14 protein-coding genes and 1 pseudogene are annotated in these 13,094 nt (G+C 57.5%); 3 read left to right on the top strand and 12 right to left on the bottom strand.

The window, feature by feature from the left end; all coding sequences use genetic code 11:
- From Q1Y74_RS12615 to ubiE, 6 genes are all read right to left on the bottom strand, one after another.
- A partial coding sequence (locus Q1Y74_RS12615; RefSeq protein WP_300814662.1) for an AIR synthase related protein occupies nucleotides 1-1,017 on the bottom strand: 1,017 nt, incomplete at its 3' end.
- A 454-nt stretch (nucleotides 1,018-1,471) separates the two neighbouring features.
- Nucleotides 1,472-2,053: a LemA family protein gene (locus Q1Y74_RS12610; RefSeq protein WP_300814661.1), complete on the bottom strand. Its 582-nt coding sequence runs from the start codon at nucleotides 2,051-2,053 to the stop codon at nucleotides 1,472-1,474.
- 58 nt (nucleotides 2,054-2,111) lie between these two features.
- Nucleotides 2,112-3,017, bottom strand: a complete 906-nt coding sequence (locus tag Q1Y74_RS12605) for a YgcG family protein (RefSeq protein ID WP_300814660.1) — start codon at nucleotides 3,015-3,017, stop codon at nucleotides 2,112-2,114.
- A gap of 110 nt (nucleotides 3,018-3,127) precedes the next feature.
- On the bottom strand, nucleotides 3,128-4,096 hold the full coding sequence (locus Q1Y74_RS12600; protein WP_300814659.1) for an alpha/beta hydrolase: 969 nt from the start codon (nucleotides 4,094-4,096) through the stop codon (nucleotides 3,128-3,130).
- 7 nt (nucleotides 4,097-4,103) lie between these two features.
- On the bottom strand, nucleotides 4,104-4,850 hold the full coding sequence (locus tag Q1Y74_RS12595) for a shikimate dehydrogenase (protein ID WP_300814658.1): 747 nt from the start codon (nucleotides 4,848-4,850) through the stop codon (nucleotides 4,104-4,106).
- A 14-nt stretch (nucleotides 4,851-4,864) separates the two neighbouring features.
- Nucleotides 4,865-5,602 (bottom strand): bifunctional demethylmenaquinone methyltransferase/2-methoxy-6-polyprenyl-1,4-benzoquinol methylase UbiE, encoded by a 738-nt coding sequence (gene ubiE, locus Q1Y74_RS12590; protein WP_300814657.1) that lies wholly within the window; start codon nucleotides 5,600-5,602, stop codon nucleotides 4,865-4,867.
- 203 nt (nucleotides 5,603-5,805) lie between these two features.
- Between ubiE and Q1Y74_RS12585 the strand changes: the two genes are divergently transcribed.
- The 3 genes from Q1Y74_RS12585 to Q1Y74_RS12575 are packed head-to-tail and all read left to right on the top strand — an operon-like array spanning nucleotide 5,806 to nucleotide 7,303.
- Nucleotides 5,806-6,033: a helix-turn-helix transcriptional regulator gene (locus Q1Y74_RS12585; protein WP_300814656.1), complete on the top strand. Its 228-nt coding sequence runs from the start codon at nucleotides 5,806-5,808 to the stop codon at nucleotides 6,031-6,033.
- Nucleotides 6,030-6,368, top strand: a complete 339-nt coding sequence (locus Q1Y74_RS12580) for a HipA N-terminal domain-containing protein (protein WP_300814655.1) — start codon at nucleotides 6,030-6,032, stop codon at nucleotides 6,366-6,368. Before Q1Y74_RS12585 ends, Q1Y74_RS12580 begins: the two co-directional genes overlap by 4 nt.
- Entirely contained in the window at nucleotides 6,365-7,303 is a 939-nt protein-coding gene (locus tag Q1Y74_RS12575) for a HipA domain-containing protein (RefSeq protein ID WP_300814654.1), read from the top strand. Before Q1Y74_RS12580 ends, Q1Y74_RS12575 begins: the two co-directional genes overlap by 4 nt.
- Nucleotides 7,304-7,637: 334 nt before the next feature.
- Here Q1Y74_RS12575 and Q1Y74_RS12570 read toward each other — a convergent pair.
- From Q1Y74_RS12570 to obgE, 6 genes and pseudogenes are all read right to left on the bottom strand, one after another.
- A pseudogene (locus tag Q1Y74_RS12570) lies at nucleotides 7,638-8,602 on the bottom strand (phosphoribosylaminoimidazolesuccinocarboxamide synthase).
- Between the two features lie 23 nt (nucleotides 8,603-8,625).
- Complete coding sequence (locus tag Q1Y74_RS12565; RefSeq protein WP_300814653.1) at nucleotides 8,626-9,066, bottom strand: hypothetical protein; 441 nt, start codon at nucleotides 9,064-9,066, stop codon at nucleotides 8,626-8,628.
- Nucleotides 9,063-10,040, bottom strand: a complete 978-nt coding sequence (locus Q1Y74_RS12560; protein ID WP_300814652.1) for a PhoH family protein — start codon at nucleotides 10,038-10,040, stop codon at nucleotides 9,063-9,065. The genes Q1Y74_RS12565 and Q1Y74_RS12560 overlap by 4 nt, the downstream gene beginning before the upstream one ends.
- 102 nt (nucleotides 10,041-10,142) lie before the next feature.
- Nucleotides 10,143-10,811: a phenylalanine--tRNA ligase beta subunit-related protein gene (locus Q1Y74_RS12555; protein WP_300814651.1), complete on the bottom strand. Its 669-nt coding sequence runs from the start codon at nucleotides 10,809-10,811 to the stop codon at nucleotides 10,143-10,145.
- Nucleotides 10,812-10,894: 83 nt separating this feature from the next.
- Nucleotides 10,895-11,695, bottom strand: a complete 801-nt coding sequence (gene pgeF / locus Q1Y74_RS12550) for a peptidoglycan editing factor PgeF (protein WP_300814650.1) — start codon at nucleotides 11,693-11,695, stop codon at nucleotides 10,895-10,897.
- Between the two features lie 148 nt (nucleotides 11,696-11,843).
- Entirely contained in the window at nucleotides 11,844-13,028 is a 1,185-nt protein-coding gene (gene obgE, locus Q1Y74_RS12545; protein ID WP_300814649.1) for a GTPase ObgE, read from the bottom strand.
- Nucleotides 13,029-13,094: the final 66 nt, after the last annotated feature.

The following is a 13,094-nucleotide window of genomic DNA, read 5'->3' as shown; positions in this document are numbered from 1 at the left end:
GAGGTAGACTTCCAGACGATGGCCCATGTTGAATACCTTGTACATCTCGGCCCAGTCCGTGTCGCTCTGCTCCTTGATGGTGCGGAACAGGGGAGGTACAGGGAAGAGGTTGTCCTTGATGACGCGGCAGTTGTCGCCTACGAAGTGCAGCACTTTGGTCTGCGCACCGCCCGAGCAGTGTACCATACCGTGGATTTCGGGGCGTAGGGCATCGAGCAATTTCTTTACTACCGGCGCATAAGTACGGGTGGGCGAGAGGACGAGCTTGCCAGCATCCAGCGGACTGCCTTCTACGGCATCGGTCAGCTTCAGCTTGCCGCTGTACACCAGTTCGTCGGGCACAGCCTTGTCGTAGCTCTCGGGATATTTCTCGGCCAGGTATTTGGCAAACACATCGTGACGGGCCGAAGTCAGGCCGTTGCTGCCCATGCCGCCGTTGTATTCCTTCTCGTAAGTAGCCTGTCCGTAGCTGGCAAGGCCCACGATGACGTCGCCCGGACGGATGTTGGCATTGTTGATGACATCGCTACGCTTCATGCGGCAGGTCACGGTAGAATCCACGATGATGGTACGTACCAGATCGCCTACGTCGGCCGTTTCGCCGCCTGTGGCATAGACGCCTACGCCCATTTCACGCAGTTCGGCCAGCAGTTCGTCCGTACCGTTGATGATGGCCGAGATGACTTCGCCCGGCACCAGCAGTTTGTTTCGTCCGATGGTCGAAGAGACCAGTATGTTGTCCACTGCTCCTACGCAGAGCAGGTCGTCGATGTTCATGATGAGTGCGTCCTGTGCAATGCCTTTCCACACGGACAGGTCGCCCGTTTCCTTCCAGTACATGTAGGCCAGCGACGACTTGGTGCCTGCGCCGTCGGCGTGCATGATGTTGCAATACTCCGGGTCGCCGCCCAGGATGTCGGGGATAATCTTGCAGAAGGCCTGCGGGAAGATGCCCTTGTCGATGTTCTTGATGGCGTTGTGAACGTCTTCTTTCGATGCGCTTACGCCGCGCATCATGTATCGTTGGTTACTGCTCATGAGATAATAAGTTTTTGTTCAATTGAATATGCAAAAGTAGCAATTATTTGGCAGACGGCCTACTGTGTGGCTGGCATTTTCCTATTTCTTCTTTGGTACAGCAGGAATCTTTGCTCCTTATGGCGGGGGAATGATTGTCGGAGGGATTCGTGAGAAATGGGATGGTATGAAGTGAAATGCAGGGACGGTTCTCCCGCCTCGCTTGTGAGTCATTTACTGCAACGAGGTTGCAGCGTCACTGTATCCTTGCTTGCAGCGGTACTGTAAGCCTGTTTGCAGTAACACTGTAACCTGCGTGCAGTAGCTCTGTAGCCTGTGTGCAGCGACAGTGCAGCCTGTGTACAGAAACTCTGCAGCCTGCATACAATAAAACCGGCACTTGCAGTGGTGTGCAAGGAGGCCGGTCATTTGTGTGTCAGAGGGCAGTAGAAACTTAGAACTGCACCTGCGGTGCCTGCTCGGCCCCCTCGGCTGCCTCGAAGTAGGCACGCTTGTCAAAACCGAACATGCCGGCCAGCATGTTCTTGGGGAAGCGGCGGATGGCGGTGTTGTAGGCCTTGGCCGCGTCGTTGAAGTTCTTGCGGGCCACGTTGATGCGGTTCTCCGTGCCCTCGAGCTGGGCTTGCAGCTCCAGGAAGTTCTGGTTGGCCTTCAGGTCGGGGTAGTTTTCGGTGATGGCCAGCAGGCGGCCCAGCGCGGTGGCCAGCTGCCCTTGTGCCTTCTGATATTCGGCCAGCTTCTCGGGCGTCAGGTCCGTGGGGTCTACCTTGATTTGGGTGGCCTGGCTGCGGGCGGCGATGACGCCTTCCAGCGTCTCCTTTTCGTGGGCGGCATATCCCTTGACGGTGTTCACCAGATTGGGGATGAGGTCGGCCCGGCGCTGGTACTGCGTCTCTACGTTGGCCCACTGGTTGCTGACGTTCTCGTCCATGTTGACGAGGCTGTTGTAGCCGCTGACGGCCCAGATGGCGATGATGGCCACGATGGCCACGATGATGATGGTTCCTTTCTTCATGTCGTTCTGTGATTATTAGGATTGATAATGTTTACTGTCTTGGGGTGTGGCGGCCGTGTCAGAAGCGCGAGCCTGCGCCTCCTCCGCCGCCCATTCCGCCGCCGAAGCTGCCTCCGCCGAATCCTCCGCCAAAGCCGCCTCCGCTGCCGAAGATGACGGGTCCGCCGCCTCCACCGCCGCGTCCGCGGTAGTTCTCGTCGTAGGACTGCTGGCGTCGCACCACCTGGTGCCCGCAGTTGCGGCAGGTGTAGGTGACGTCTTCCGTCCTGACCCCGTTGCGTCGGGCCACGAGGTGGGTCGAGCTGCGCTGCAGCTTGTGCTTGCCGCAGTGGGGACACTTGCTGGCGTGGTGCATGGCCAGCACGGCCAGCAGGATGCCTATCGCCACGAGGCCGAAGAGGGCCATGAGGACGCTGGCCACGCCGTCGTCTCCTTCGTCGTCCGGAGCGTCGTTGGACATCGAGCCGTCCAGGCGGGCACAGGCGGCGCGCACGCCGGCCTCCATGCCTTCGCTCCAGCGTCCGTCCTTCAGGTAGGGTATCATGTCACGCGTCTGGATGCGTTTGCAGATGGCGTCGGGCAGGACGCCCTCCAGGCCGTAGCCGGTATAGAACTGGATGCAGCGCTGGTCGGTGACGAGCAGGATGACCAGTCCGTTGTCCTTCCCCTTCTGGCCCACGCCCCACGAGTTGAGCAGTTCGTGGCAGAAGTCGAAGCAGTCCGCCTCGCCGATGCTGGCCACTACGGCCACTACGGTCTGTATGCCCGTCTGCTGCTCCAGCCGGTAGAGCATGCGGTCCATGTTGGTCCGTGCCTCGGGGGTGAGTATGCCGTCGGGGTCGGTGACGTAGCGTGTCTTGTCCTGCAAGTGCACTTTAGGCAGGTTGTCGGGTGTATATGCCTTTTGTGCCCGCAGGGGTAGCAGCAGGCACAAGAGCAGGGGGATGAGCAGGTAGGTTTTCATGTCGGTAGTCGGTTTGTCAGAGAAAAGTCAACTATTTGCCGCGAAGATAGGACAAATTGGGTAGATTGCCAATTGGGTTGTAGAAAATTAGTGGTAGAAGGAATGGGTATTTAGTGTATATACTTGCTTACAAAGCCGCCTACGCGGGCGGTGTACTCCTCGGGGTTCTCCTTGTAGGCCACGGCGTGTTCGGCTCCGGGCACTATCCAGAGCTCCTTGGGTTGGGGCTTGGCTTCGTAGAGGGGGTAGACCATCCAGGTGGGCACAAAGGTGTCGGCATCGCCGTGGATGAAGAGCATGGGCAGGGTGCATTTCCTGACCTGCTCCAGGGCGGAGGCTTCGGCAAAGGCCCAGCCGTACTCCCAGCGGCAGAGGGCGCTGGCCACGTGTAGCAGGGGGAAGGCGGGCAGGTGGAACTGGTTCTTCAGCTCACCGCGGAACTCGTCCCAGGCGCTGGTGTAGCCGCAGTCTTCCACAAAACACTTGACGAAGGGCTGCTGGTGGCTGCCGTGCTCCACCTCGCCGGACACCATCATGGTGGTGGCGGCGCCCATCGAGATGCCGTGTACCACCATCTGCGTGTTTCCGCCGAAGAGGTGGTTGGCCTCCTCCGTCCAGCGCAGCACGTCGAGGCGGTCTTTCCAGCCCATCTGTACCTCGGTGCCTTCGCTCATCCCGTGTCCGTAGAGGTCGGGCAGGAGGATGTTGTAGCCCAGCCGGCGGCTGTACAGGTAGCCGATCATCATCATGCGGATGGAGTTGTCCGTGTAGCCGTGGACGATGACCGCCGTGCGGCGGGTGCTGTCGGCGGCGGGGACGTAGAGGGCGTGCAGGCGGGTGCCCTCATCGTTCTCGATGTAGAGTTCGTGCAGGGCGCCTGCTGTCTGCAGGCTGTCCATCCAGCGGCCCACATCGGGGTAGGTCTCGGCCATGTACTTCAGCGAGCCTTCGATGTCGCGGCTGCGGTTGACCAGTTCGGCGGGCTTTAATGCGTAGCCCAGCATGTAATAGCCTGCGCACAGCAGGATTGCGGCCACAGCCATGACGGCTATAAGGCTGTATTTGACGGTTTTCTTCATTCCTTGTTTATTTGTTCCAGATCTCCCATGCGGCAAAGGCCTGGAGCAGCAGCATCTCCAGGCCGTTCTTCACGGTGGCTCCCTGCTCTGCGCCCTTCTTCATGAAGAGGGTTTCGTTCGGATTGTATAACAAATCGTAGAGCAGATGGTTTGGTGTCAGGAGCTGGTAGGGGATGTCGGGGCAGTAGTCCACCTTGGGATACATGCCCAGCGGCGTGGTGTTCACGATGATGGTATGTGCTTCCATCACTTCGGGCGTGAGTTCGCCGTAGGTCAGCACCTCGTCGTTCTTTTTGGTGCGCGACACGAAGGTGCTCTCTATGCCCAGGTTGGCCAGGCCGTGGAAGACGGCCTTCGACGCGCCGCCCGTGCCCAGGATGAGGGCCTTGGTGTGGTGGGGCTGCAGCAGGGGTTCGATGGACTGCGTGAAGCCGATGATGTCTGAGTTGTAGCCCACGAGCTTCACCTTCCCCTTGGGCTGGCGGATAATCTTGATGACGTTCACCGCGCCTATCTTGGCGGTGTCCTTGTTCAGTTCGTCCAGGTAGGGGATTACCTTTTCTTTATAGGGGATGGTGACGTTCAGTCCGCACAGGTTGGGGTTCTCCTCAATCACTTCCATGAAGTCCTCGATGCGTGGGATTTCGAAGTTCACGTATTCGGCGTCGATATTCTCCGACTGGAATTTCTCGTTGAAGTATCCGATGGAGAACGAGTGCTTCAGCGGATAGCCTATTAAACCGTATTTGTCCATAATCGTCTGTTTAATTATTTGGTTGCAACATAAAGGGTACAGATGCCGAACGTCAGCCGCTTGAAGTAAACCTGGCTGAAGCCGGCATTGCGGATGGCCTGCTGCATCACTTCGCCTTGGGGGAAGGCGCGGATGCTTTCGGGCAGGTAGGTGTAGGCGCTGTTATCTTTGGATATGAGTTTGCCGATGAGGGGCATCACTATCTTGGAGTAGAGGGCAAACAACTGCTTCATGGGGAAGCGGTCGGGGGTGGAGAGCTCAAGGATGACCAGGTGGCCTCCGGGGCGGAGCACACGGCACATTTCGCCGAGGGCAATGTCCAGGTGCTCGAAATTGCGGATGCCGAAGGCCACGGTCAGCGCATCGAAGGTGGAGTCGGCAAAGCTGAGGGCCGTGCAGTCCTCGCGGGCGAAGGAGATGCGGTCGGCCAGCCCTGCCTGGCGCACCTTCTCGCGTCCGACGTTCATCATCCCTTCCGAGATGTCGGCGCCTATGAGCGATTGCGGCTGCAGTTCGCGGCAGGCCAGTATGGCAAAGTCGCCGGTGCCGGTGGCGATGTCCAGCATTTGTTGCGGATGGTAAGGCCGGAGCGTATGAATGGCTTTCCGGCGCCAGTTGCGGTCGATGCCCAGCGAGAGGGTATGGTTCAACTGGTCGTAGGTGGGAGCGATGTGGTCGAACATTTGCTCCACCTGTTCGCTCTTCTTTCCTTCCTTGCCGTAAGGCATTACTTTTTCCTGTGGGTAATCCATCTGTTGGTATATTCTTTTGCGCAAAGTTAGAAAAATATGTAGTTCGGTGTACTGTTTGTCGTATAAATTCCTGTTTATGCACGCCTTTAGCTTCTTACTATACCCGTGTGGGTATAATCTTTCATGGCTATCGGCAATTTATACCCTAAAAGGTATAATCTATCCGATGTTTTGCTATATTTGTACCCGAAAGGGTATAAACTATGGCATATACAGTGATTGCAGACTTTGTAAAGGAGATGCGCCGGCAGTTCGGACTGACCCAGGTGGACCTGGCCGACAAGTCGGGGGTGGGGTTGCGCTTTGTACGCGACCTGGAGCAGGGCAAGCAGACCCTGCGGATGGACAAGGTGAACCAGGTGCTCAGCCTCTTCGGCCGCCAGGTGGGGCCGGTGGAGCTGGACGGAAAGGCAGGGGAGGGTAGGTCATGAAGCGGGCCAAGGTATATCTGCACGACCGGCTGGCAGGCCGGCTGGTGGAGGACGAGGACGGCTTCACCTTTACCTACGACGACGCCTACCTGGCACAGCCCGACGCGGCGGCGGTCAGCCTGACGCTGCCTCTGGCTGCGAAGCCCTATCGCGACACGGTGCTCTTCCCCTTCTTCGACGGGCTGATACCCGAGGGCTGGCTGCTGGACATTGCCGAACGGAGCTGGAAAATCAACCAGCGCGACCGCATGTCGCTCCTGCTGGCCTGCTGCAAGGACTGCATCGGTGCCGTCAGCGTGATACCCGACGACGAAACAGAGGAGGATAAGCCATGAACCGTTGCCTATATTGCTACAAGGAACTGGACGAGGGGATGAAGGACTTTCATCCGGCCTGTGCCCGCAAATTCTTCGGAGTCCGCACGGCTCCCGAGCTGCCCTACGTGCGCAGCCAGTTGGGCGACCTGGCCCGCGAGGTGGTGCGCAGCCAGACGACCCTCACCGGCGTGCAGGCCAAGCTTTCGCTCGACATTAACCGCGGCGGACGCAACGAGCCCGACCGCTTCACCATCGTGGGCCTGTGGGGGCGCTTCATCCTGAAGCCGCAGACGCAGTCCTACCGTGCCCTGCCCGAGCTGGAGGATGTCACCATGCACCTGGCCGAGGCGGCCAAAATCAGCGTGGTGCCCCATAGCCTGATACGCTTCAGCGACGGCGAGCTGTGCTACATCACCCGCCGCATCGACCGCTTGCCCGACGGGCGCAAAGTGGCCATGGAGGACATGTGCCAGCTGTCCGAGCGGCTGACGGAGTACAAGTACAAGGGCTCCTACGAACAGATAGCCAAACTCATCCGCCGCTACTCGTCCGCCCCGCAGCTGGATGTCATCAACTTCTGGGAAGTGGTGGTGTTCTGCTGGATAACGGGCAATGCCGACATGCATCTCAAGAACTTCTCGCTCTACAACCTCATGGGCCGATATACGCTCACGCCGGCCTATGACATGCTGTCCACCACCCTCGTGATGCCCGAGGACACCGAGGAGCTGGCACTCACCCTCAACGGGAAGAAGAACCGCTTGCGCAAGGCCGACTTCTACAAGGCCATTACGGCTTCGGGGGTGGACGAGAAAGTCATCGAGAACCTCTCGCGCCGCTTCAGCCGCGCCCTGCCCAAGTGGTTCGAGCTGATAGACCACTCCTTCCTGCCGGACGACATGAAGCGGCAGTACAAGAAACTCATCCTGCGCCGCGTGGTGATGTTGCGGTGAATGGCTGTTGGAATAAGCATGTGCCTCGGGGCTCCTGCGGAGAGATTGAAAGAGGTGTTTGTCCCTTGTCGGATGGACGCTTGCACGGCCCGCGGTGGATGCTTGCACGGCCCGTGGTGGATGCTTGCATGGCCCGCGAGCGGTGCTTGCACGGCCTAAGCGCTGATAATGAGGATGAAAAATATATTTTTTACGGGCTTCCTTCCGAAATGAAGGATACGCCCCAAACAGATTGGGACAGATAATCACAGATGATGTTTTACTAATGCTTAGTATAAATCTGTGAAAATCTGTCCCAATCTGTGTTATCGGTGTGCCGACAGAAGTCTGGCGCTTACTTGCTCAGGTATTCTGTTACGTTCTTCTCGATGCGGGCGGCGATGTCTTCCGTAGCTTCGCGTCTTCCGTAGCTTCGCGTACAAACTTCTCGCCGGTGATGTGCTCGTACAGCTCGATGTAGCGTTCGCTGATGGAAGTCACGATTTCGTCGGTCATCTCAGGCACCTGCTGGCCTTCCTTGCCCTGGAAGCCGTTGTCCATCAGCCATTCGCGTACAAACTCCTTGGAGAGCTGCTTCTGCGGTTCGCCTTTGGCAAAGCGTTCTTCGTATCCTTCGCTGTAGAAGTAGCGGCTGGAGTCGGGCGTGTGGATTTCGTCCATCAGGTAGATTTGGCCGTTGTGCTTGCCGAACTCGTACTTGGTGTCCACGAGGATGAGGCCGCGTTCGGCGGCAATCTCCGTGCCGCGTTGGAAGAGGGCCAGTGTGTACTTCTCCAGCAGGGCATATTCTTCAGGCGTAGCCAGGCCCTTGGCCAGGATTTCTTCCTTGGAGATGTCGGCATCGTGTTCGCCGATTTCGGCCTTGGTGGTCGGGGTGATGATGGGTTCGGGGAACTTCTGGTTTTCCTTCATGCCTTCGGGCAGACGCACGCCGCAGATTTCGCGCACACCGCTCTTGTAGGCACGCCAGGCCGAGCCGCAGAGGTAGCCGCGCACAATCATTTCTACGGGGAAGCCTTCGCACATGACGCCGACGGTCACCATCGGGTCGGGCGTAGCCAGTTTCCAGTTGGGGCAGATGTCGGTCGTGGCATCGAGGAACTTGGCGGCAATCTGGTTCAGCATCTGTCCCTTGAAGGGGATGCCTTTGGGCAGGATGACGTCGAAGGCCGAGATACGGTCGGTTGCTACCATGACGAGCTTCTCGCCGTTGATGTTGTACACGTCGCGTACTTTTCCGTGATACACGCTCTTTTGTCCCGGAAAGTTGTAATCAGTTTTAGTTAACGCTTGTTTCATAATTATATCATTTTAATACATAGTTATCTATAAGAGAAAGCTCCATTTCCAACAGGCAATGCTTTATATTTATCATAATAATTTTCTAAAACTTTACTTTCCAATGCTTTGGAATTTTCTTTTCCTTGAATTCGCAAATAATATAGCTCTGTTCCTCCCTCCATTCGCATATAATTATATCGGCTGTAAGACCAATAGTTTTTAGGATCATCATTATGATAATGATTAATATGTTGTAATAATCTTGTTCTTAGTTTATCAGATTTACCAATATAAATTATGGGAGAAGTTCCTGTTGGTAAAATAAAATGTTGTTTCCTACTAACAAAAAAATAAATTGCAGGGAAATTATCTATTTGATCGATATCATCATTGTCTTGTTCAAAAATAGACAAAGGCCCTTTGATATATTGTAGTCTGTTAGTAGCTAAATAATTTTTTAGAAAAGAAAAGCACCGTTTCATATTTTTTCCTCCTTCCTTTTCTCTTTTTCCGCTTTCTGCTCTTTTTCAAACTTCTCGTACGCCTCTACAATCTGTGTTACCAACTTGTGCCGCACAATATCTTTCTTGTTCAGCTCGATAAAGCTGATGCCCTTCACCCCTTTCAGTATCTTCAGCGCCTGTACGAGGCCGGAGGTCTGCGAGGAGGGGAGGTCTATCTGCGTCATGTCGCCCGTGACAATCATCTTCGTGTTCATGCCCATGCGGGTGAGGAACATCTTGATTTGTGCCGAGGTGGTGTTCTGCGCTTCGTCCAGAATGACGACGGCGTCGTTCAGCGTCCGTCCGCGCATGAAGGCCAGCGGGGCAATCTGGATGATGTTCAGCTCCATGTACTCCTTCAGCTTGGCGGCGGGTATCATGTCCTGCAGGGCGTCGTAGAGCGGTTGCAGGTAGGGGTCTATCTTGTCCTTCATGTCGCCGGGCAGGAAGCCGAGTTTCTCGCCTGCTTCCACGGCGGGGCGGCTGAGGATGATTTTCTTGATTTCCTTGTTCTTCAAGGCACGCACGGCCAGTGCGATGGCGGTGTAGGTCTTGCCCGAGCCGGCGGGACCGATGGCAAATACCATGTCGTTCTTCTGGAACGCTTCCACCAGTTTCAGCTGGTTTTCGCTGCGGGGGATGATGGGCTTGCCCGTCACGCTGAACACGATGACGTTGCCGTTCTTCTCGGCTTGCGGGGCATTTCCCTTGATGATGTCGATGATGGCCTCCTCCTTCAGCGAGTTGTATTCGGCACAATATTTCTCCAGCTTGACGATGTTCTCCTCGAAGGCGCACATCTCTTCTTCGTCGCCCAGCACCTTGATGACATTGCCGCGCGCCACGATGCGCAGCTTCGGATGCAGGGCTTTAATCAACTGCATGTTGGCGTTGTTCACGCCGTAAAAGATGACGGGGTCTATATCTTCGAGGACAATCAGTTTCTCTATCATTCTTTAATCAGGTTATCAGCTTGTAACTCTTTTCAGTGCAAAGTTAGTGAAAGGTTTGGACACTTCTTCTGTTTTGCCTGACTTTTTGAGCGGAAGCCTCCGTTATCCGAACAGGTGGACGGTGCCTCCGTCTGACGAGACATATTTCCTCAGCAGTTCTTGCGTCATCTCGGCAGCTTGTTGCAGGCGGGCCGCATCGCCGTCGTAGCCGTTGATGATGGCCAGGATGTGGCGGGTGCCGAGGTCCATCTTTGTCCGTTCGTGGTCGCTGGTGGGGGTGCCGATGCCTCCTGCGGCGTCGCGATAGACGGGCAGGCCTTCGATGTTGAGCATGCCGCGGCCGATGCCCTCGAAAGGCTCGTCGGCACGCCCGATGCCCAAGCAGAGGTCGGTGCCCTGTATCTTGTCGGCATCGAAGCCTCCGATGCTGTAACCCGTGCGCAGGGAGACGAGGTTGATGAGGTCTACCAGCGTGTCAATCCGGTAAAGTTCCAGTCCGCGTAGCAGGCGCCGGCGCAGGGCTTCGGCCGAGGGACGGTAGCGGCTGGGGTCCTTGCCGCAACGCTTGTACGCCTCGCGGGTGGCGGCAATGGCGGGTTGCAGCTTGATGCTGTCCGTGCTGTCGGCAGCACGCAGTTCTTGGGTAAAGGCATTGATTTCCAGCCAAAGTCCTTCGCAGAAAGGCGTGTTGGTCACTTCGGCATAGACTGCTGCCCCGCGGTATTCGGGGCAGCGCGATTTCAGTTCTTCGGATACGGTGAGGTTGAACATGGAGCTTAAGTTTTTTAGTTTATAATCAGCTACAAGCTACGAGCTACAAGCTACGAGTGACGAGATTTGTAGCTCGTAGCTTGTCACTCGTCACTTTTCATCATGATTCCCGTCAGCATCCTGCCCGACCGTATGCCCAGCCGGCGGGCGGAGAAGAAGTCGGTGTGGCGGGTATAGGTGCAGATGCCGCACTGCGTAATCTGACGGTCGGGCACGCCGAAGTCCAGCAGTTGCAGCACATTGGCAGCGGGCAGGTCGATGTGGTGCTTGTGGGTGTCGTTGTGCCAGCTGGCGATGTAGTCCATGCGGAAGCCGGCCGTGCGGAAGGCTTCGTACACCTCTTCGCCTACCTCGAAAGCGGCGAGTGAGATGCCGGGACCGATGACGGCCCATACGTCTTCGCCCCGCGTGCCGTAGAGGGCCTGCATCCGTTCCAGCGTCTGCCGGGCAATGCGGTTCACCGTGCCGCGCCAGCCGGCATGGACGGCGGCTGCGGCGCGACGGCGTGCGTCGTATAATAGGACAGGTATGCAGTCTGCCGTCGAGATGCAGAGGCAGACGCGCGGCAGGCGGGTGATGAGGGCGTCGATACCCTGCAGGCGTTCGTGGCGCGTCGGCCCGTCGGCCTGCAGGTAGCTGTCGTCGATGACGAGTGCCTGCGTGCCGTGTGTCTGCCAGGGGATGACGAGTTCCTGCGGGCGGTGGGGCAGGGCCTGCACGAGCCATTCCTGGTTGCGGCGGACGTTGTCGGCTTCGTCGCCCGTGTAGGGCGTGCAGTTCAGCGAGGCATAACTGCCGGTGCTGACGCCGCCGTGGCGGGTGGTGCTGAAGGCGGTGACTTCGGGCGGCAGGGCGGTGTAGCGGATGATGGGGTCGGTGTTCATAGGCTTGGTGACGGTATGGCACGCAGATGACACAGATGAAACGGATGACCACCGGTTTCTTCTTTCCTTACTAACGGGTGGTCTGCCCTTATGCTGAAGAAACCGGTGGCTGTCTGCTCAGTCTGTGTCATCTTGTGTGCCGTTGGTGTTACTTCTGTTCCTCCTCCCAGTCTTCCTCGCCGTATTCCCATTCCAGGTCTTCCAGCGATTCCTCTTCCTCGTCGTCGTATTCCACGCTGAGGTCTTCGTCCTCGCCTTCCTCCTGCAGCTCTTCCTTCAGGTAGCTGATGGGCTTGGCGCGGTGGGCGATGCTCTCAATCTTGCCCTCAATCTTGTTGCTCTCCTTGTTCAGCTCTTCCCAGAGGATGTCCTTCAGCACGCTGAGGCCCAGGCCCGATATGGCCGAGATGAACACGTGGGGGATGCCTTGGGGCAGGGTAGGCTCTATTTCGTCCATCAGCTCCTGGTCCAGCATGTCACACTTGGTGATGGCCAGCACGCGCTGCTTGTCCAGCATCTCGGGGTTGAACGTCTTCAGTTCGTTGAGCAGTATCTCGTATTCGCGGCGGATGTCGTCGCTGTCGGCAGGCACCATGAAGAGCAGCAGCGAGTTGCGCTCGATGTGTCGCAGGAAACGCAGTCCCAGCCCCTTGCCCGCACTGGCGCCCTCGATGATGCCGGGTATGTCCGCCATGACGAACGACTTGCCCTCGCGGTAGGGCACGATGCCCAGGTTGGGCTCCAGCGTGGTGAAGGGGTAGTTGGCAATCTTGGGCTTGGCCGAGGAGAGGGCCGAGAGCAGGGTGGACTTGCCCGCGTTGGGGAAGCCGACCAGGCCGACGTCGGCCAGCAGCTTCAACTCCATGATGACGGTCATCTCCTGCATCGGTTCGCCCGGCTGCGCAAAGCGCGGGGCCTGGCGGGTGGGGGTGCGGAAGTGCCAGTTGCCCAGTCCGCCGCGTCCGCCCTTCAGCAGCACCACTTCCTGTCCGTGCTCGGTGACGTCGCAGACGTATTCGCCCGTCTCGGCGTTGTACACCACCGTGCCGCAGGGCACCTCAATCACCTTGTCCTCGCCGTCCTTGCCGAAGCTGCGGTTCTTGGAGCCCGACTCGCCGTGTCCGGCCAGCACGTGGCGGTTGTAGCGCAGGTGGAGCAATGTCCAGTAGTTGCGGTTGCCGCGCAGGATGACGTGTCCGCCGCGTCCGCCGTCGCCGCCGTCGGGTCCGCCGTTGGGCACGTACTTGGCGCGCCGCATGTGTGTGGAGCCTCTTCCGCCCTTGCCCGAGCGGCAATATATCTTCACGTAGTCTACAAAGTTCGATTCTGCCATATAGTCTTGTTATTGATGGTTATTGTTTGATTAACGGGAATAGGCTTCCACTTGTTTGCGTATTTC

Source organism: uncultured Bacteroides sp. (assembly GCF_949298305.1).
Lineage (GTDB): Bacteria > Bacteroidota > Bacteroidia > Bacteroidales > Bacteroidaceae > Bacteroides.
This window is presented reverse-complemented; position numbering and strand designations above follow the sequence as displayed.